General features: G+C 67.2%; 17 protein-coding genes. 14 read left to right on the top strand and 3 right to left on the bottom strand.

Features of this window, described 5'->3' with window-relative positions:
• Positions 1-64 precede the first annotated feature (64 nt).
• The 4 genes from rplI to radA all read left to right on the top strand — a co-directional run bounded on the left by rplI (position 65) and on the right by radA (position 4568).
• On the top strand, positions 65-511 hold the full coding sequence (gene rplI, locus QVG61_RS09775; RefSeq protein ID WP_289930449.1) for a 50S ribosomal protein L9: 447 nt from the start codon (positions 65-67) through the stop codon (positions 509-511).
• Positions 512-734: 223 nt separating this feature from the next.
• Complete coding sequence (gene dnaB, locus QVG61_RS09770; protein ID WP_289930448.1) at positions 735-2123, top strand: replicative DNA helicase; 1389 nt, start codon at positions 735-737, stop codon at positions 2121-2123.
• Positions 2123-3196, top strand: coding sequence for an alanine racemase (gene alr / locus QVG61_RS09765; RefSeq protein ID WP_289930447.1), 1074 nt, complete (start codon positions 2123-2125; stop codon positions 3194-3196). Before dnaB ends, alr begins: the two co-directional genes overlap by 1 nt.
• 13 nt (positions 3197-3209) lie before the next feature.
• On the top strand, positions 3210-4568 hold the full coding sequence (radA, locus tag QVG61_RS09760) for a DNA repair protein RadA (protein ID WP_289930446.1): 1359 nt from the start codon (positions 3210-3212) through the stop codon (positions 4566-4568).
• A gap of 119 nt (positions 4569-4687) precedes the next feature.
• On the opposite strand, the gene QVG61_RS09755 is transcribed toward radA, so the two are convergent.
• The gene (locus tag QVG61_RS09755) at positions 4688-5665 is read right to left on the bottom strand and encodes an FHA domain-containing protein (protein ID WP_289930445.1); all 978 of its coding nucleotides are present in this window, start codon (positions 5663-5665) and stop codon (positions 4688-4690) included.
• Between the two features lie 528 nt (positions 5666-6193).
• On the opposite strand from QVG61_RS09755, the gene QVG61_RS09750 reads away from it, so the two are divergent.
• Positions 6194-7042, top strand: a complete 849-nt coding sequence (locus tag QVG61_RS09750) for a methyltransferase domain-containing protein (RefSeq protein ID WP_289930444.1) — start codon at positions 6194-6196, stop codon at positions 7040-7042.
• 6 nt (positions 7043-7048) lie between these two features.
• On the opposite strand, the gene QVG61_RS09745 is transcribed toward QVG61_RS09750, so the two are convergent.
• Positions 7049-8335: an HlyC/CorC family transporter gene (locus QVG61_RS09745; RefSeq protein WP_289930443.1), complete on the bottom strand. Its 1287-nt coding sequence runs from the start codon at positions 8333-8335 to the stop codon at positions 7049-7051.
• A gap of 104 nt (positions 8336-8439) precedes the next feature.
• Positions 8440-9246, bottom strand: a complete 807-nt coding sequence (gene ccsA, locus QVG61_RS09740) for a cytochrome c biogenesis protein CcsA (protein ID WP_289930442.1) — start codon at positions 9244-9246, stop codon at positions 8440-8442.
• A gap of 224 nt (positions 9247-9470) precedes the next feature.
• Between ccsA and QVG61_RS09735 the strand changes: the two genes are divergently transcribed.
• From QVG61_RS09735 to htpG, 9 genes are all read left to right on the top strand, one after another.
• The gene (locus QVG61_RS09735) at positions 9471-10220 is read left to right on the top strand and encodes a 3',5'-cyclic-nucleotide phosphodiesterase (RefSeq protein WP_354671160.1); all 750 of its coding nucleotides are present in this window, start codon (positions 9471-9473) and stop codon (positions 10218-10220) included.
• 69 nt (positions 10221-10289) lie between these two features.
• Positions 10290-11648, top strand: a complete 1359-nt coding sequence (gene ffh, locus QVG61_RS09730; RefSeq protein WP_289930440.1) for a signal recognition particle protein — start codon at positions 10290-10292, stop codon at positions 11646-11648.
• An 894-nt stretch (positions 11649-12542) separates the two neighbouring features.
• Positions 12543-12797 (top strand): 30S ribosomal protein S16, encoded by a 255-nt coding sequence (gene rpsP / locus QVG61_RS09725; RefSeq protein ID WP_289930439.1) that lies wholly within the window; start codon positions 12543-12545, stop codon positions 12795-12797.
• 22 nt (positions 12798-12819) lie between these two features.
• Positions 12820-13332 carry a ribosome maturation factor RimM gene (gene rimM, locus QVG61_RS09720; RefSeq protein ID WP_289930438.1) on the top strand — a complete coding sequence of 171 codons (513 nt, stop codon included), beginning with the start codon at positions 12820-12822 and terminating at the stop codon, positions 13330-13332.
• Positions 13332-14084 carry a tRNA (guanosine(37)-N1)-methyltransferase TrmD gene (trmD, locus tag QVG61_RS09715; protein WP_289930437.1) on the top strand — a complete coding sequence of 251 codons (753 nt, stop codon included), beginning with the start codon at positions 13332-13334 and terminating at the stop codon, positions 14082-14084. Before rimM ends, trmD begins: the two co-directional genes overlap by 1 nt.
• Before the next feature lie 25 nt (positions 14085-14109).
• A complete protein-coding gene (gene rplS, locus QVG61_RS09710; protein ID WP_289930436.1) occupies positions 14110-14454 on the top strand; it encodes a 50S ribosomal protein L19 in 345 nt (114 codons plus the stop codon).
• 121 nt (positions 14455-14575) lie between these two features.
• Entirely contained in the window at positions 14576-16375 is a 1800-nt protein-coding gene (locus tag QVG61_RS09705; protein ID WP_289930435.1) for a hypothetical protein, read from the top strand.
• A gap of 251 nt (positions 16376-16626) precedes the next feature.
• A complete protein-coding gene (locus tag QVG61_RS09700) occupies positions 16627-17097 on the top strand; it encodes a methylated-DNA--[protein]-cysteine S-methyltransferase (RefSeq protein WP_289930434.1) in 471 nt (156 codons plus the stop codon).
• A 108-nt stretch (positions 17098-17205) separates the two neighbouring features.
• Complete coding sequence (gene htpG, locus QVG61_RS09695; RefSeq protein WP_289930433.1) at positions 17206-19092, top strand: molecular chaperone HtpG; 1887 nt, start codon at positions 17206-17208, stop codon at positions 19090-19092.
• Positions 19093-19099: the final 7 nt, after the last annotated feature.

Below are 19099 nucleotides of genomic sequence, written 5' to 3'. Positions count from 1 at the left end.
GTCGGGTTTGAATTATTTGGATTTGATCAAGAACGAACGAGTTTAATCGACGAGGTAACCAGTCATGGACGTTATCCTGCTTGAGAAAGTCGCCAATCTCGGCGAGTTGGGCGACCGGGTGAAGGTGAAACCGGGTTATGGCCGCAATTATCTGATTCCGAAGGGCAAGGCCACGCCGGCCACGCCGGAGAACCTGGCCCGCTTCGAGGAGCGCCGCGCCGAGCTGGAGAAGGCCGCCGCCGAGGCCCTGGCTGCCGCCGAGGCGCGGGCCGAGGGTCTGCAGGATCTGGAGGTGACCATCACCGCCAAGGCCGGCGAGGAGGGCAAGCTGTTCGGTTCCATCGGCACCGGCGACATTGCCCGGGCCGTGACCGCAGCCGGCCAGGCCGTGGAGCGACAGGAGGTGCGGCTGCCGGAAGGCCCCTTCCGTACCACCGGCGAGTTCGATGTGCAGATCCACCTGCACAGCGACGTCGACGCCGTGATCAAGCTGATCATCGTCGCCGAATAAGCCCTTTCCCGAACGCAGACCGCCGCCGGACGGCCGTTCCCCAGCCGGGGGATGGCCGCCGGCGGCGTGCCGCTGTGACCGGATGCGCGACGTTGCAGGCAGGTTGCCGCGCGTTCGCCGCCGCCCGCCACCCTCACCAAAATCCCTTTGCGCCTGCCGCCGCTTTGCGGTGAAATAACAGCCCTCCCCATCCCCGATTGCCAGTGAACCGGTTGACGCGCTGATGCCAGAAGTCCTGCAGGCCGCCGAGGCGGCGCAAACCGACGCCCTCAAGGTGCCGCCGCATTCCATACCCGCGGAACAGGCCGTGCTGGGCGGGCTGATGCTGGACAACGAGGCCTGGGACCAGATCGCCGACCGGGTCGCCGAGGAGGATTTCTATCGCCGCGACCACCGGCTGATCTTCCGCGCCATCCGCCGCCTGGCGGAGGAAGGGCGGCCGTTCGACGTGGTGACCCTGTCGGAGACACTGGACAACGAGCACCGTCTGGACGATGCCGGTGGCCTGGCCTACCTCGGCGAGCTGGCTCACAACACCCCCAGTGCGGCCAACATCGCCGCCTATGCGGACATCGTGCGCGAGCACTCGGTGCTGCGCCAGCTGGTGCGGGTCGGCACCGACATCGCCAATGCCGCCTACATGCCGGCCGGGCGCAAGCCTGGCGAGCTGCTGGACTATGCCGAGCAGCAGGTGTTCCGCATCGCCGAGCAGGGCAAGCAGGGCAAGCAGGGTTTCACGCCCATCAAGGAGCTGCTGACTCGCACCGTCGACCGTATCGACCATCTCTTCCAGCTGGACAATCCGATCACCGGCATCCCCACCGGTTTCAACGACTTCGACGAGATGACCGCCGGCCTGCAGCCATCCGACCTGGTGATCGTCGCCGGCCGCCCGTCGATGGGCAAGACCACCTTCGCCATGAATATCGCCGAGCATGCGGCGATCAAGAACAAGACCGTCACCGCGGTGTTCAGCATGGAGATGCCGGGCGAACAGCTGGCGATGCGCCTGATGTCCTCCCTGGGGCGCATCGACCAGCACAAGGTACGCACCGGCAAGCTGGACGACGACGATTGGCCGCGGCTGACCTCGGCGGTGAGCATCCTCGCCGAGGCCCCGCTGTTCATCGACGATACCCCCGCCCTGACCCCCACCGAGCTGCGCGCCCGGGCCCGGCGGCTGAAGCGCGAGCACGACCTGGGGCTGATCATCATCGACTACCTGCAGCTGATGCAGGCACCGGGCGCCGGCGACAACCGCACCGCCGAGATCTCCGAGATCTCGCGTGGCCTGAAGGCACTGGCCAAGGAGCTGCACGTGCCGGTGGTGGCCCTGTCGCAGCTCAACCGCTCGCTGGAGCAGCGGCCCAACAAGCGGCCGGTGATGTCCGATCTGCGCGAGTCCGGTGCCATCGAGCAGGACGCCGACATGATCGTCTTCATCTATCGCGACGAGGTCTACAACGAGGACAGCCCGGACAAGGGTACCGCCGAGATCATCATCGGCAAGCAGCGCAACGGCCCCATCGGCATGCGTCGGTTGACCTTCCTCGGCCAGTACACCCGCTTCGAGAACTTCGTCTCCGACGGATACAGCGACGAGGCGTTCTGATGGCGCGACCCGCCTGCGTGCAGGTCGACACCGCCGCCCTGCGCCACAATCTGCAGATCGCCCGCCGGCACGCCCCGCACAGCCAGCTGCTGGCAGTGGTCAAGGCCAACGGCTACGGCCACGGTCTGCAGCAGGTGGCGCGCAGCCTGAGCGCGGCCGACGCCCTTGGGGTGGCCAGCCTGGAGGAGGCGCTGACCCTGCGCGAGGCCGGCATTCGCCAGCCGATCACCCTGCTCGAGGGCTTCTTCGAGGCCGACGAGCTGGACGCCATCTGCGAGCAGCAGCTCAGCCCGGTCATCCACCAGCCACAGCAGCTGGAGATCCTCGAAGCCAGCCGTCTGCGGGCCCCGCTGCATGTCTGGTTGAAGATCGACAGCGGCATGCACCGCCTGGGCTTTCCCCCGCAGGCGGCGCAGGAGGCCTGGCAGCGGCTCAATGCCCTGCCGCAGATCTGCCGGGTGCGGCTGATGTCCCATCTGGCCTGCGCCGATGAGCCTGACGGCGAGGTCACCCGGCACCAGCTGCAGCACTTTCTCAGCGCCACCGAGGGCATGGAGGCGGAACGTTCCCTGGCCAATTCCGCGGCCCTGCTGGCCTGGCCCCAGACCCGCCTCGACTGGGTGCGCCCCGGACTGATGCTGTATGGCATCTCGCCCTTCGCCGAGGGCTGCGGCGCCGACCTCGGGCTGCAGCCGGCCATGACCTTCAGTACCCGCCTGATCGCGGTGCGGCGGCTGCGCCGCGGCGACGCCGTCGGCTACGGCGGCGACTGGGTCTGTCCCGAGGACATGCCGGTGGGAATCGCCGCCGCCGGTTACGGCGACGGTTATCCGCGGCATGCACCGAGCGGCACGCCGCTGCTGGTCAACGGTCGCCGGGCGCAGCTGATCGGCCGGGTGTCGATGGACATGCTCTGTATCGATCTGCGCGATCAGCCCCGGGCGGCGGTCGGTGACCCGGTCACCCTCTGGGGCCAGGGGCTGCCGGTGGAGACGGTGGCGCGGGCCGCCGCCACCATCCCCTACGAGCTGTGCTGCCGCGTCGCGCCGCGGCGCGCACCGGCCTGCACCTGAGAGAAGGAAGCTCATGGCGAAGCCGAAGATTCTCTATAGCTGTTCCAGTTGCGGCGCCCAGTCGCCGAAGTGGGTTGGCCAGTGTCCGGACTGCCAGGCATGGAACACCCTGGTCGAGGTCCGCACCCAGGTCGTGCCGTCCGGCCGGGGCGGCGGCTATGCGGGGGCGGCGGCCGGCGAGGTGCAGCCGCTGGCCGAGGTCGAGGCCGGCAGCGAGATCCGTACCGGCACCGGCATCGGCGAACTGGACCGGGTGCTGGGCGGCGGCCTGGTGGCCGGCTCGGTGGTGCTGATCGGCGGCGATCCGGGGATTGGCAAGTCGACGCTGCTGTTGCAGGCCCTGGTGTCGATCGGTGACCGCCTGTCGACCCTCTACGTGACCGGCGAGGAATCGTTGCAGCAGGTGTCGCTGCGTGCCCGCCGCCTGGGCCTGGAAGGCGGCGCGGTGCGGCTGTTGGCGGAGACGGCGGTGGAGGCCATCCTCGCCACCGCCGAGCGCGAGCGGCCCCAGGTGCTGGTGATCGATTCCATCCAGACCCTGTTCACCCAGCAGCTTCAGTCGGCGCCTGGCTCGGTGGCCCAGGTCCGGGAGAGCGCCGCCCAGCTGGTGCGCTATGCCAAGCAGAGCGGCACCGCCCTGTTTCTGGTCGGCCATGTCACCAAGGAGGGGCAGCTCGCCGGGCCGCGGGTGCTGGAGCACATGGTCGACACCGTGCTCTATTTCGAGGGGGATCCCGGCGGCCGTTACCGGGTGGTGCGGGCGATCAAGAACCGCTTCGGTGCCGTCAACGAGCTGGGCGTATTCGCCATGGGCGACCGCGGCCTGCGCGAGGTGGCCAACCCTTCGGCGATCTTCCTGTCGCGCCACGAGGAGCCGGTCTCCGGCAGCGTCATCATGGTCACCCGGGAGGGCACCCGGCCGCTGCTGGTCGAGGTGCAGGCGCTGGTGGCGGATTCGCACCTGGCCAATCCGCGCCGTGTGACCCTGGGCCTGGAACAGAACCGCCTGTCCATGCTGCTTGCGGTGCTGCACCGCCACGGTGGCATCGCGGTCGGCGACCAGGACGTCTTCGTCAACGTGGTGGGCGGGGTGCGGGTGGCCGAGACCGCGGCCGATCTGGCGGTGCTGCTGGCGGTGCTCTCCAGCTTCCGCGACCGGCCGCTGCCGAACGATCTGGTGGTGTTCGGCGAGATCGGCCTGGCCGGTGAGGTTCGGCCGGTGCCGAACGGCCAGGAGCGGTTGCAGGAGGCGGCCAAGCACGGTTTCAAACGGGCCGTCGTGCCGGCTGCCAACCTTGCCCGGGGGCGGACGGTGGAGGGACTGGAGGTAACGCCGGCGGCTCGCCTGGCAGAGGTGCTCGAGGCGATCTAGGGTTGGACTTCAGAAGCTAGAAGTCAGAAGTCAGAAGTCAGAAGTCAGAAGTCAGAAGTCAGAAGTCAGAAGTCAGAAGTCAGAAGTGGCGAAGGACGGGCACCGCCCGCCGGATTCGCTCAGCCCAGGCGGGCCAGTTCGCGTTCCAGCAGGGCCGGGTCGGCGAGGTTGAGCTCCACCAGGCGGCGCAGTTCGGTGATGCTGTCGAGGTCGATGTCCTTGCAGCGCAGGCCGATCCGGCCTTCTTCCTGATGCGAGAGTTCCACCTGCATCTCGATCTGACGATCGTCGCCGAGTTCGATTCGCAGCAGGTATTCCCCGCCGTTCCCTTCCCAGTCGGCAGGCCGCTCGATCAGGGCACCCTTCAGCGACAGGTCGATGAGCCGGCTGCGCCAGTTCTTGCCGTCCTGGCTGAGCCGTGCCTCACCATCGAAGGGGATGCGGCTGAAGCGCCGTTCGTGGCGTTCCTCTTTCGGTACCGGTGCGGGAGCGCCGCGCGATTCGCCCTGGTCGAGAAAGAAGTGCAGCTCCAGGCGGCCGATGCGGATCTGGTCGCCATCGGCCAGCCGCCGACTGCGTTCGCCGATCGGCTGCTGGTTGACCTGTGGCGGCTCATCCCCCTCCAGATGCGACAGGTAGTAGCCGTCGCTGCGGCGCGAGATCATCGCCGACTGCTGGCCTGACTTGCCGAGGCGCAGCATCGAGCGGTCCAGGCGGATGGTGCGTCCGAGATGCGAGCCGCTCATGATCTGCAGCCAGCCGGTGGCCGGTTGCGGTTTGAACCGCGGCAGTTCCAGCAGGTTGTCGCCCGGTTCCTCGGAGAAGGTCAGGATGTGCTTGCCGATGCGGATATGATCGCCATCGGCCAGCAGGCGCTCGTCCACCTGCTGGTTGTTGACGAACAGTTGTTCCTCGCCCTCCAGCGCCTGGATGCGGTAATGCTCGCCATCCGCGGCGATCACCGCGTGGCGTGGCTGCACCGCCAGGCTGTCGATGTGGATCTCGCAGTCCGGATCGCGACCGATCACGGCTTCTCCGCAGGTCAGCGGGAAGATCCTCAGTTTTTTGTCCCGGAACGACAGCGTCAGCTTGGCCATGCGTCGGTCAGTCCTATCTGATTGAAAGACAATGGGATTTAAAATCGCTCCCGCGGAGGGCGGCCGTCCCTTGCAGACCTCCTCACCCTGTATCGGCGTGCGCCGGCAATAGTTGATGCCGGCCCAAGGCTGCCTATTGCACCAGCCCCCGGATGATGGCGTGGCTGGACCTGGCGGGGATCGCGGCCTCCAGGCCGCTCCTACGGGGCATGGCGGCACAATATGTTGTAGGAGCGGTCTCCAGGCCGCGATTGGTGTGGTGTCAAGGCCCTAGCCCGGATATTGCACCAAGGCGGTCCGAATGATCGCCATTGAGGCTGTTGTACAAGGCCGAGATGGCCATGAGAGAGCCGCCTGGCCGGGTTTGCGGTGTGTGCCTGTTCGATTGACTTCGGGCCAGCCTGGCGGCTTTGCCAGCCTCGCCCTGAGCGTCGAATCCTTGGTGCATGGGCGGTCCCTGGTTTGCGCGCCGCTGGGCAGGGGGTAACATGGCGGCTCCAGCCCTTTCGGTTCACTGCAGGATGATCCATGACCGCGACGACGCACGATGAGGCCGGCGCCCGGGTTGCCGCGCTGTTCGACCGCCTGGCGGCGGACTACGACTGTGCGGCCACCCGTTTCTTTCCCTTTTCCGCCGACCGGCTGGCGGACTGGCTGCGCCTGCGGCCCGGTCTGAAGGTGCTCGACATCGGCACCGGTACCGGGGTGGCGGCGGTGGCGGCCGCCCAGCGTATCCGTCCCGAGGGGCGGGTGATGGCCATCGACGTCTCCGAGAAGATGCTCGATCAGGCCTATCGCAGTGCCCGGCGCATGGGCCTGGGCAACATCGACCTGCACCCGATGGATGCCGCGCGCCTGGATTTCCGCCGTGACTACTTCGATGTCGCCATCAGCGCCTTCAGCCTGTTTTTCCTCGCGGACATGGCGGCGGCGCTGCGCGAGTGGAAGCGGGTGTTGCGTCCCGGAGGCACCCTGGCACTCAGCAGTTTCGCTCCCGGTGCCTTCCAGCCGATGGCGGACCGCTTCCGCGACACGGCCGCCGCCCTGGGGGTCGCTTTCCCGGAGGGCGAGGCAGCCTTCCCCTGGTTCCGGCTGGCCGAGCCGGCACAGTGCCGGGCGCTGCTGGAGGCGGCCGGCTTCGAGGCGGTGGAGGTGGAGCAGATCCAGATGGGCTACCACATCGAGCGCCCCATGGACTGGTGGGAGGTGATCTGGAACACCGGCTTCCGGGCCAGCGTGGAGCAGCTCGATCCCGGGGGCCAGGCCGAGCTGCAGCAGCGTCACCTGGCCGAGGTGGAGTCGCTGTTCGATGCCGAGGGGCGGCTGTTCATCGATATCCCCGTGCTGCTGGTCCGCGGCGAGAAGCCGCGGGACTGAAGCGGTTCAGTCCGTCTCCTCGTCCGTCTCCTGCCGATGCAGCTGGGGGTAGAGGCGCACCGTCTTCACCGAGTTGTCCTTGATCTGCACGATGTCCAGCGGATAGCCCGCCAGGCGCATGCTGGTGCCGGCCTCGGGGATGGTCTCCATGTGCTCCAGGATCAGGCCGTTGAGGGTCTTGGGACCCTCGGTCGGCAGCTTGATGTTCAGCGCCCGGTTGAGTTCGCGCAGGTTGATGCCGGCATCGACCAGCACGCTGCCGTCCTCCTGCGGCATGATCAGCTGCTGCAGGGAGCTGGGATCGGTGGTGAACTCGCCGACGATCTCTTCCAGGATATCCTCCAGCGTCACCATCCCCAGCAGGTCGCCGTACTCGTCGACCACCAGCCCGGTGCGCCGGCCCTCGCGCTGGAAGTTCAGCAGCTGGCGGTTGAGCGAGGTGCCCTCGGGAATGAAGTAGGGCGGGTGCATGGCCCGACGCAGGCTGTCGTGACTCAGCTCACCGGAGCGCAGCAGGGGCAGGATATTGCGCACGTGGAGGATGCCGATGACATGGTCGATGGACTCCTCGTAGACCGGCAGCCGGGTGTACTGGGTGCGGGCCAGATAGTCGCTGATGCTGTCGATGTCCTGGCTGATGTCCAGGCCGACGATCTCGTTGCGTGGAATCATGATGTCCTCGACCTGGATCTTCTCCAGGTCGAGCAGGTTGAGCAGCATGCTCTGGTGGCTCTTGGGGATCATCACCCCGGCCTCCATCACCACGGTGCGCAGCTCCTCGCGTGACAGGGCCTCGTGGGCACCACCCTTCGGCGATATGCCGATCAGCCGCAGCAGGCCGTTGGTGATGCCGTTGACCACCCAGACCAGGGGGTAGAGCAGCTTCAGTAGTGGCGTGTAGATCAGCGCCGCCGGATAGGCGATGCGTTCCGGATGCAGGGCTGCCAGGGTCTTGGGTGCCACCTCGGCGAAGATCAGGATCACCAGGGTCAGCAGGCCGGCGGCGATGGCGATGCCGGTCTCGCCGAGCAGGCGCAGGGCGATGATGGTCGACAGCGAGGAGGCGAGGATGTTGACGAAGTTGTTGCCGAGCAGGATCAGGCCGATCAGCCGGTCCGGGCGTTTCAGCAGTCGCAGGGCGCGGCGGGCGCCACGATGGCCGCTCTTGGCGCGGTGTTGCAGGCGGTAGCGGTTGAGTGTCATCAGGCCCGTCTCGGAACCGGAGAAGAAGGCGGACAGGATGATCAGGAAGATGAGCGCAGCGAACAGCGCGCCGAGGGGGATCGCGTCCAACGAGGGGCGCCTCCGGGTTGTTGGCAAGGTTCCGATTCTATGCCAAGTCGGGGTCGCTGTCAGGTGTGGACGGTCGTCAGCCGGAGCATCGCCGCCAGCGGGCGCTACTGCTGGAGGACCAGCTCCAGCACCAGCTTGCTGCCGAAATAGGCCAGCATCAGTACCAGGTAGCCGCCCAGCGTCCAGCGGATGGCCACCCGGCCCCGCCAGCCGAAGCGCCAGCGCCCCCAGAGCAGGGTGGCGAACACCACCCAGGCGAGCAGCGAGAGGACGGTCTTGTGTACCAGGTGCTGGGCGAAGATGTCCTCGATGAACAGGAAGCCGGTGACCAGGGCGATACTGAGCAGTACGAAACCGGTGGCGATCAGCTGCATGAGCAGGGATTCCATGGTCTGCAGCGGCGGCAGGGCGCGGATCAGGCCGCCGGGGCGGCGGTTGTGCAGCTGGTGGTCCTGGATGGCCAGCAGGATGGCCTGGATGGCGGCGATGGCGAACAGGCTATAGGCCAGCATCGATATCAGGATGTGCAGGTCGAGCTGCCAGTTGCTGTCGCTGACCAGCTGGCGGGAGGGATAGGCGAACATCAGCGCCACGCTGAGGGCGGCGAAGGGCAGCAGCACGATGCCGAGGTTCTCCAGCGGCCGGTCGAAGGAGGAGATCAGCAGCAGCAGGGCGGAGAGCAGGGCGATCAGGGACAGGGCATTGAAGAAACCGAGGTTGATCCCGCTGGGCGGAAACAGCATCGGCGCCAGCGCCCAGGCGTGGCCGGCGGCCGCCACCAGGCCCAGCAGCAGCACCCCCTTGCGGCCCAGCAGCACGTCCTCACCCCGGCGCAGCATGCGCAGCGCCAGCAGGACGCCGGCGAACAGGTAAAGAACGATGGCCAGGATGCCGATGAGGTGCGTATGCATGTCCGTCCGGTTGCTGGAGAAGGGGCGCTGCGAACATGCGGCAGGATAATGGGATAGCCATTCGACTGCAAACGAGGGCCGCGCGCCCTGGGGGTGTGTGCGGCCGGCTGGGTGGCAAACTGTGAGGCAGTCGCCGGCGGGCGGTTTTTTTCGCTGGCAGACTGCTAACATGCGAGTATCTATCGGAATCCAATGGTGGACGAGGGGACATGCGGATAAGGACATTGGGATGCAGCGGAGGGATAGGCGCAGAGCTGCGAACGACCTGTTTCCAGATCGATGACGATATTCTCATCGATGCCGGTACCGGACTTGGCAACCTGTCCCTGCCGGAAATGGCCGGTATCCGGCATATCTTCCTGACCCATTCCCATCTCGATCACCTCGCCGGTCTGCCGCTGATGGTGGATTCCATCTTTGGCGAGATCGACGAGCCGCTGGTGCTGCATGCCAGTGCCGCCACCCTTGAGGCGCTGCGCCGCCATGTCTTCAACTGGGTGGTCTGGCCGGATTTCACCGAGCTGCCGACCGCGGAACGGCCGGTGCTGCGTTTCGAGGTGATGGAGGCCGGCGAGGTGCGGGAGATCGACGGCCGGCGGATCGAGATGATCGAGGTCAATCACGCGGTGCCCGCGGTCGGTTATTGCGTCGACGCGGGTGATGCCGTGTTTGCCTTCAGTGGCGACACCATGAGCAACGATACCCTGTGGGCAGCGCTCAACCGTTATCCGCGGCTCGATGCCCTGGTCGTCGAGTGTGCCTTCGGCGATCAGGACGAGGCGCTGTGCCGCAAGGCCTACCACTACTGCCCGCGCATGCTGGCCGCGGATCTGCGCAAGCTGCGGCATCGCCCCGATGTCTACATCACCCACCTCAAGCCGGGCGCCGAGGAGCGAATCTTCGCCGAGATCAGCGCCCAGGCTGGCGAGCACCGCCTCAGGCGGCTGTTCGGCGGGGACCTGATCCAGCTATAATCCCTCCTTCCAGGGCGCCCGGGCTGCCGGCCCGCGCCTCCCCCAACCGACCCCCTGTTGTCCCGAGCCATGTTTGACAATCTGACCGAACGCCTTTCCAAGACGCTGCGCAATCTGCGGGGTCAGGGTCGCCTGACCGAGCAGAACATCAAGGACACCCTGCGCGAGGTGCGCATGGCCCTGCTCGAGGCGGACGTGGCGCTGCCCGTGGTGCGCGAGTTCATCGACCGGGTGCGCGAGCGGGCCGTTGGCCAGGAGGTGCTGCAGAGCCTGACGCCGGGGCAGGCCCTGGTGAAGGTGGTCAACGACGAGCTGGTCCAGATGATGGGCGAGCACAACGACGACCTGAACCTGAAGACGGCGCCGCCGGCGGTGATCCTGATGGCCGGCCTGCAGGGCTCCGGCAAGACCACCAGCACCGCCAAGCTGGCGCGCTGGCTGAAGGAACGCCGCAAGAAGTCGGTGCTGGTGGTCAGCTGCGACGTCTACCGGCCGGCGGCCATCGAGCAGTTGCAGACCCTGGCCGGCGAGGTCGGTGCCGAGTTCTATCCCAGTTCTTCCGACCAGGATCCGGTGGAGATTGCCCGTTCCGCAGTGGAACATGGTCGTCGCCACGGCATCGATGTGGTGATCGTCGACACCGCCGGCCGACTGCACATCGACGACGCCATGATGGACGAGATCCGCCGCGTGCACGAGGCGATCAGTCCGATCGAGACCCTGTTCGTGGTCGACAGCATGACCGGCCAGGATGCGGCCAACACCGCCAAGGCCTTCGACCAGGCACTGCCCCTGACCGGTGTCATCCTCACCAAGGCCGATGGCGACGCCCGTGGCGGTGCGGCGCTGTCGATCCGCGCCATCACCGGCAAGCCGATCAAGTTCCTCGGCGTGGGCGAGAAGACCGCGGCCCTGGAGCCCTTCTATCCCGACCGGGTCGCCTCGCGCATCCTCGGCATGGGCGACGTGCTGGGGCTGGTGGAGGAGGCCGAGCGCAAGCTGGACAAGGACAAGGCGGCGCGTCTCGCCAACAAGCTCAAGAAGGGCAAGCGCTTCGACCTGGAGGATTTCCGCGAGCAGCTGCAGCAGATGATGGGCATGGGCGGGCTGAGCGGCCTGATGGACAAGCTGCCGGGGATGGCCGAGTTGCCGCAGGCGGTCAAGAACCAGGTCGACGACCGCGAGCTGGTGCGCATGGTTGCCATCATCGATTCCATGACCCCGGGGGAACGCCGCCATCCCGACATCATCAAGGGCTCTCGCCGGCGTCGTATCGCCGCCGGTTCCGGCACCCGGGTGCAGGACGTGAACAAGCTGCTCAAGCAGTTCACCCAGATGCAGAAGATGATGAAGAAGATGTCCAAGGGCGGCATGGCCAAGATGATGCGCGGCCTGAAGGGGCGGCTGCCGACCGGCCTGCCGTTCTGAATCCGGCGGTTGCATCGCGGCTTCGGTTTGTCGGATCCGGCCTGGGATACTCGGTATAACGGCTTGAACGCCGATCAGGCGAGCCGCCTTGGTGCAATATCCGGGCTAAGTCCGACAGGCTGTTAACAAACAAAAACGGCGGTCCCCTGAGGTCCGCCGTCCAATTCCAGCCACGAGTTCCCGGGCAGTTGCGTTGTAGTTGGTCCTGCCGCCGACTCGCGTCAACCCGAAGTTATAGTTGGTGTACTGGGTGACTCCTCCGACTCTTGTTCTTGACCTTCTTGCCGTCTTGCCCGCATTGTTGCAACCCCCGTGCCACTTCCACAAAAACCTTTCTAAACAGGATGTTATGTTTTTTTGGCGCTACCCGGCAGCGAGAACGTCAAGTATCTCGACAAGTCCGGTCGCCCGGCGCAGCCCGTTTGTGGCGGAAGCCTTGATTTAAATCAATGTGTTAGCTTGATGGGGCGGTCGGATTGCGCGGTCGGCGGTCCTGTCAATGATCCCGACTCGGCATCACCGCATACCGCGACAACCCCTGCTCATGGAAATAATGTTTGCATAAACAGATGGTTGAACTGAAATGCAGTGTAAAGGGAGGCGACGGCGGCGCTCCCGGCCGTCGCCGGTCTCGCGGCTTGGGGAGCGGAGGGGCGTTGCCTTGGGCGGCAGCCTGTCGGACTTGGGACTGACCTGCTGCGCGGGTGGGAGAGCGGCAATCCACGGCGTGGCAAGTCATGGGTTGTGCCGATCCGGTTTCAGGCCGTTTCCGGGCCGCTCCCCGCTTCACTTTTTCTCAAAATGCCGTACAATGCCCGGTTTCAGCGCAGGTGCCGCCAGTTTCCGGCGGCATTTTTACTGGGCAACCCAGCGAAGCGAAGAGGATTTGAAGAGATGGTAACCATTCGTCTGGCCCGTGGCGGCGCCAAGAAGCGGCCCTTCTACCACATCGTGGTCACCGACAGCCGCAACCGGCGTGACGGCCGTTACATCGAGCGCCTTGGATTTTTCAATCCGCTGGCAAAGGAAGACGCAGAGGGCCTGCGGATCGACGTGGAACGTGTCGAGCACTGGCTGTCCCGGGGCGCCAAGGCCTCCGAGCGCGTCGACCAGCTGCTCAAGCAGCACAAGGCGCAGAACGCCGCCTGACCGCGGGACCGCGAATCGCTGCGTGACCGAGGCAGGCGATCAGTTCATCATCGTCGGCCGGATCAGCGGCCTCTACGGGGTGCGCGGCTGGGTGCGGGTCTACTCCCACACCGAACCGCGCGAGAACATCGTCGACTACCGTCCCTGGTACCTGCAGGGGGCTGAGGGCTGGCAGCCCTGCGAGGTGGTGGAGGGGCGCCGCCACGGCAAGGGGGTGGTGGCCCGTCTGGCGGGCTACGACGACCGCACCGCCGCCGCCGCGCTGCTGGGCCGGGACATCGCCATCCGCCGCGACCAGCTGCCGGAGACCGCGGAGGACGAGTATTACTGGACCGACCTCGAAGGCCTGGAGGTGGTCACCACCGAAGGTGTCGAACTGGGCCGGGTCGACCACCTGTTCGCCACCGGTGCCAACGACGTGCTGGTGGTGCGCGGGGAACGGGAGCGGCTGATCCCCTTCGTGCAGGGCCAGGTGATCAGGTCGATCGACCTCGCTGCCGGCCGCATCGAGGTGGACTGGGACCCGGATTTCTGATGCGCATCGACGTGGTGACCCTGTTCCCGGAGATGGTGCAGGGGGTTGCCGACTACGGCGTGACCGGCCGGGCCGTGGAACGCGGCCTGCTGGAGCTGCAGACCTGGAACCCGCGGGACTACAGCCGCGACCGGCACCGGACGGTGGACGACCGGCCCTATGGCGGCGGCCCCGGCATGGTCATGCTCTACCAGCCGTTGCACGAGGCCATCGAGGCAGCGCGCGCGGCGGCGGGGCCGGCGAAGGTGATCTACCTCTCGCCGCAGGGCCGCCGGCTGGACCAGGATGCGGTGCGCCGCTTCGCGGCGGAACCGCGGCTGATCCTGGTCGCGGGTCGCTACGAAGGCGTCGACGAGCGGTTGATCCAGCGCGAGGTCGACGAGGAATGGTCGATCGGCGACTATGTGTTGTCCGGCGGCGAGCTGCCGGCGATGGTGCTGATCGACGCCGTGGCCCGGCTGCAGCCCGGGGCCCTGGGCGATGCCGGTTCGGCCGAGCAGGACTCCTTCATGGATGGCCTGCTGGACTGCCCGCACTACACGCGCCCGGAGCGCGTGGCGGGCATGCAGGTGCCGCCGGTGCTGCTCGGCGGCAACCACGAACAGATCCGTCGCTGGCGGTTGCAGCAGGCCCTGGGGCGCACCTGGCTGCGTCGGCCGGAGCTGCTGGCCGACAAGCAACTGAACGAGGAACAGCAGGCGCTGCTGGAAGCATTCATCCGCGAACATCGCGAAACAGAAACGACCAAGTGAGCTATACGCGCGTAGGGGAAGGCCCATGAGCAACATTATCGAAGAACTGGAAAAGGAACAGATGAATCGCGAGGTGCCGGAGTTCGGCCCGGGCGACACCGTCATCGTCAACGTCAAGGTGAAGGAAGGTAACCGCGAGCGTATCCAGGCCTTCGAGGGCGTGGTCATCGCCAAGCGCAACCGCGGTCTGAATTCGGCCTTCACGGTGCGCAAGATTTCCCACGGCGAGGGCGTGGAGCGTGTCTTCCAGACCTACAGCCCGGCCATCGCCGATATCAAGGTCAAGCGCCGTGGTGACGTGCGCCGCGCCAAGCTCTACTACCTGCGCGAGCGTTCCGGCAAGGCGGCACGGATCAAGGAAAAGATCTGACCCTCATCCCCGGCTGCGGCCGGCGTGGAATGCCAAGGGCGCCATGCACAGGCATGGCGCCCTTGTTTTTGCCCCCTGCTACAATGCCCGTCATGAACGACCCTGCCCGGCATTCATGCCCATGAGCCGCCTTCGCCCCTGGCTGCTCTGCCTGCTCGCCGCCTTCCCGCCCGGTGCCGCCCCGGCCGAGACGCCCGCCGCTCCCCCCATCGTGGCCAGCTCGGCGGCGGATGCCGAACTGCAGGCCCTGGGCATGCTGGCCAGCGCCGGTGCCCCGCAATTGGTCCTGGCCCGGATGGATGCCGTCCAGCCGGCCTTCGCCGAAGACCCGGTGAGCTGGATGCGCTGGGAGCGGATGCGTATCGGACTGCTGGAATCGCGTCGCGACTGGGCGGCGCTGGTGGCGCGGGTGGCCGCGGCGCCGGCGGATCTGGCGCCGGACTTCCTGCGCTGGCTGCGCGGGCGTCAGGCCGCCGCCCTGCTGGAGAGCGGCCAGCCGGCTGCGGCCCGCCAGGTGTTGCGCCGCCTGCTGTGGTCGGCCGGCGATGCCGGCCGGGAGACGCGGCGCGGCTGGCGGCGGCTGGTGATCCGCAGCTATCTGCTGGACGACCGGCTGGCCGATGCACGCGTCGCCGTGCTCCGCTACCGGCAGGACTTTGGCGAGGAGGATCCGGAGTGGCGGCTGCTGAGCGGTGAGGTGCTGCTGCGCAGTGGCCGTCCCGAGGAGGCGCATGCCGTGCTGGCCGGCCTGGAACGGCCGGCCGCCCGGCCACTGCGGCTGCTGGCGGCCCTGCGCAGCGGCCGGCTCGATGCCGACCAGGTGCTCGCGCGGGCGCGCCGGGCGCTGGAGGACACCGGGCTGGCGGTGCCGGTGCAGGCGCGTCTCTGGGATCTGATCGCCCAGGCCCTGGAACGCCAGCAACGGCCGGTGGCGCGCATCGAGGCGCTGGAACGCGCCCTGGCCCTGGCCGCACCCGGGCAGGCCGCGGACGGCCTGTTCCAGGTGGATGCCGAGCTGCTCTGGCAGGCTTATCTGGAGGCCGGCCGGCGCATCGGCAACCGCGAGCAGCTGCTGGTCGGCCGTGACCAGGACTGGTACTTCGCCGCCACCGAGGCCCTGGAGAAACAGCCGCTGCGCGCCCGGCTGCTGTTCGCCGTGCTCGGCGAGACGGCCAGCGACCCGCACCGGCGCGAACTGGCGCATGACTATCTGGCTGCCCAGCTCGAGGCGCTGCCGGGTGGCCGGCGGCTGCTGCGGGCGCTCTACCTCGATGGCGGACGTTACCCGCGGCCCGAGGCCATCCCCCGCCTCGTACGCTACCGACTGGTGGACGGCCTGCTGGCCGACGGCGAGGTGAATGCCGCGGCCGGACTGATGCGCACCATTCCCGAACCGCCGCCTGGCCAGGATCGCTTCGACTGGCAGCTGCGCCGGGCCAGGGTCAGCGTCCTGGCCGGCGAGCTGGACGAGGGCAGCCGGCTGCTGGCGGGGCTGCTGGAGGCTGAGACGCCGCCCGCCGGGGAGGCGCTCGACCGCCTGCTGCAGGTGGTGTTCGATCTGCAGCGGCTCAAGGCGCACCGCCGGGCCCTGGGGTTGCTGCGGCGCATCGCCGCCCTGCCGCTGCCGCTGCGCAATCGCCGCGAGCTGCTGTTCTGGATGGCGGAGTCGGAGCAGGCCCTCGGCCGCCATGCCGCCGCTGCCCGCCTCTACCTCGCCTCGGCCGCCACCCCGGACCCCCACGCCATGGATCCCTGGGCGCAGACCGCCCGTTATCACGCCGCCCGCGAGTTGGCCGCGGCCGGTTTTGTCGAGGATGCGGCCGGCCAGTTGCAGGGCCTGCTCAACGCGACCCGCGATGCCGCCCGTCAGCGGGTGCTGCGTCACGAGCTGCGCCGCCTCAGGCAGCGCGCAGCGGACTAACCCGGATATTGCACCAAGGCGGCGCGCATGATCGGAGTGCAGACTGACATACAAGGCCGGGAGGCTCGCAAATGGTTCCTCACTGCGGGGTACAGTTTGTGCCTATTCGATTTCAGGACGCATCTGGCTGCGCATCCTGGCCGATCGCCCTTGAACCATGGCTACGGCCATGCTTCTGCGGGTGATCGGCCAACCTGCTTTGCCAGCTCCGCCCTGAGCATCGAATCCCTGGTGCAATATCCGGGCTGACCATGGCGGAGTGGCAGGCCGTGCTCGATTCGCCGCTCGGTCGCCTCGGCCTGCGCCTGGATGCCACGGGCGCCCTGACCGGCATCGACTTCCTGCCTTCCGGGACCCCGCTGCGCGCGCCGTGCAGCCCCGCCGCGCGCCGGGCCTGCGATGCCCTGGAGGCCTATTTCAAGGATCCACGGCGGGTGCCGCCGGTGCCGCTGCGGCCCCGGGGCAGCCCCTTCCAGCGCCGGGTCTGGGCCGCACTGGCCGAGATCCCGCCGGGCGAGTGCCGCCACTACGGTGAGCTGGCGACCCGTCTCGGCAGCGCGCCGCGCGCCGTCGGCCAGGCATGCCGGCGCAACCCCGTGCCGATCCTGATCCCCTGCCACCGGGTGGTGGCGGCCAGCGGTGAGGGTGGCTATGCCGGCGCCCGCGAGGGGCCGCTGCTGGCCATCAAGCGCTGGCTGCTGGCCCACGAACGGCAATCTTGAAAAAGCCCGGCCCCACCCCCATGCTTGCGCCAGCGGTCCGTCAGGCGGTCCCATCGGGGCTGCGCCGACGGCAGAGTCCTGACAGCAACAAGAGGTGGTAATCCCGAGATGAGCGTCGACGCCCACAAGGAAACACTCGAATTCCAGACCGAGGTCCGGCAGCTGCTGAACCTCATGATCCATTCGCTGTATTCCAACAAGGAGATCTTCCTCCGCGAGCTGATCTCCAATGCCTCCGATGCCTGTGACAAGCTGCGCTTCGAGGCGCTGAGCGACGATGCCCTGTTCGAGGCTGACAGCGATCTGAAGATCCGCATTCGCATCGACCGCAAGGCGCGCACCCTTACCGTCTCCGACAACGGTGTCGGCATGAACCGCGAGGAGGTGGTGGAGAACATCGGCACCATCGCCAAGTCGGGCACCCGCCAGTTCTTCGAGTCGCTGACCGGCGACCAGGCCAAGGATGCCCAGCTCATCGGACAGTTCGGCGTTGGCTTCTATTCCGCCTTCATCGTCGCCGACAAGGTGACGGTGGAGACCCGCCGCGCCGGTCTCACCGCCGAGCACGGCGTGCGCTGGGTCTCGGACGGCGAGGGCAGCTACACCCTGGAGACCATCGAGCGCGAGGCCCGTGGCACAGATGTCACTCTGCACCTGCGCGAGGGCGAGGAGGAGTTCCTCGAGCCCTACCGGATTCGCGCCATCGTCAAGAAGTACTCGGATCACATCTCCCTGCCCATCGAGCTGCTGGAGGGCGAGGAGGGCAAGGAGGAATGGCAGCAGATCAACAGCGCCGAGGCACTCTGGGCGCGTCCCAAGAACGAGATCACGGACGAGGAGTACAAGGAATTCTACAAGCACGTCGCCCACGATTTCGAGGATCCGCTGACCTGGACCCACAACCGGGTGGAGGGCACCCAGTCCTATATCTCGCTGCTCTACGTGCCGCAGCGTGCGCCCTTCGACCTCTACGACCGCGAGCGGCGCCACGGCATCAAGCTCTATGTGCGCCGGGTGTTCATCATGGACGACGCCGAGCAGCTGATGCCGCACTATCTGCGCTTCGTGCGTGGCGTGGTCGACTCGGACGATCTGCCGCTCAACGTGTCGCGCGAGATCCTCCAGCACAACAAGCTGATCGACACCATCCGTGCCGCCTCGGTGAAGAAGGTGCTCGGCCTGCTGGAGGGCCTGGCCAGGAACGAGCCCGAGAAATACGCCACCTTCTGGCGCGAGTTCGGCAAGGTCATGAAGGAAGGGCCGGCAGAGGACTACGCCAACCGGGAGCGTATCGCCCGCCTGCTGCGCTTCAGCTCCACCCATACCGACAGCGAGGAGCAGAACGTCTCGCTGGAAGACTACCTGCAGCGCATGAAGCCGGGGCAGAAGAAGATCTACTACATCACCGCAGAGAGCTTCGCCGCCGCCCGCCACAGCCCGCATCTGGAGGTGTTTCGCAACAAGGGCATCGAGGTGCTGCTGCTCTGGGACCGGGTCGACGAATGGATGATGTCCCACCTCACCGAGTTCGACGGCAAGCCGCTGGCCTCGGTGGCCAAGGGTGATCTCGATCTCGACGAGCTGGAGGACGAGGCGCAGAAGAAGCAGGCCGAGGAGGCCGAGGGCGAGTACAAGGAGGTTCTGGAGCGCATGCAGAAGGTGCTCGGCGAGCAGGTCTCGGCGGTGCGCATCAGTCACCGGCTGACCGAGTCGCCCGCCTGCCTGGTGCTGGGCGAGCAGGACATGGCCGTGCATCTGCAGCAGATGCTGCGCCAGGCCGGCCACGAGGTGCCGATCTCCAGGCCGGCGCTGGAGATCAATCCCGGCCATCCCCTGGTCCGCCAGCTGAAGGAGATCGAGGACGAGCAGCGCTTCGAGGACTGGACCCGGGTGCTGTTCGATCAGGCCCTGCTGGCCGAGGGCGGTCACCTGGAGGATCCGGCCAGCTTCGTGCGCCGTCTCAACGGCCTGCTGCTCGGGCTGGGCGGCCAATGAGCACAGA

This window comes from Thiohalobacter sp. IOR34, assembly GCF_030406045.1.
Classification (GTDB): domain Bacteria; phylum Pseudomonadota; class Gammaproteobacteria; order Thiohalobacterales; family Thiohalobacteraceae.
This window is presented reverse-complemented; position numbering and strand designations above follow the sequence as displayed.

Coding starts and splice junctions, on each gene's coding strand:
- alr (WP_289930447.1), top strand. CDS start 2,123: ATGGCGCGACCCGCCTGCGTGCAGGTCGACACCGCCGCCCTGCGCCAC.
- ffh (WP_289930440.1), top strand. CDS start 10,290: ATGTTTGACAATCTGACCGAACGCCTTTCCAAGACGCTGCGCAATCTG.
- rpsP (WP_289930439.1), top strand. CDS start 12,543: ATGGTAACCATTCGTCTGGCCCGTGGCGGCGCCAAGAAGCGGCCCTTC.
- QVG61_RS09755 (WP_289930445.1), bottom strand. CDS start 5,665: ATGGCCAAGCTGACGCTGTCGTTCCGGGACAAAAAACTGAGGATCTTC.
- QVG61_RS09700 (WP_289930434.1), top strand. CDS start 16,627: ATGGCGGAGTGGCAGGCCGTGCTCGATTCGCCGCTCGGTCGCCTCGGC.
- QVG61_RS09705 (WP_289930435.1), top strand. CDS start 14,576: ATGAGCCGCCTTCGCCCCTGGCTGCTCTGCCTGCTCGCCGCCTTCCCG.
- rplI (WP_289930449.1), top strand. CDS start 65: ATGGACGTTATCCTGCTTGAGAAAGTCGCCAATCTCGGCGAGTTGGGC.
- ccsA (WP_289930442.1), bottom strand. CDS start 9,246: ATGCATACGCACCTCATCGGCATCCTGGCCATCGTTCTTTACCTGTTC.
- dnaB (WP_289930448.1), top strand. CDS start 735: ATGCCAGAAGTCCTGCAGGCCGCCGAGGCGGCGCAAACCGACGCCCTC.
- trmD (WP_289930437.1), top strand. CDS start 13,332: ATGCGCATCGACGTGGTGACCCTGTTCCCGGAGATGGTGCAGGGGGTT.
- rplS (WP_289930436.1), top strand. CDS start 14,110: ATGAGCAACATTATCGAAGAACTGGAAAAGGAACAGATGAATCGCGAG.
- radA (WP_289930446.1), top strand. CDS start 3,210: ATGGCGAAGCCGAAGATTCTCTATAGCTGTTCCAGTTGCGGCGCCCAG.
- htpG (WP_289930433.1), top strand. CDS start 17,206: ATGAGCGTCGACGCCCACAAGGAAACACTCGAATTCCAGACCGAGGTC.
- QVG61_RS09750 (WP_289930444.1), top strand. CDS start 6,194: ATGACCGCGACGACGCACGATGAGGCCGGCGCCCGGGTTGCCGCGCTG.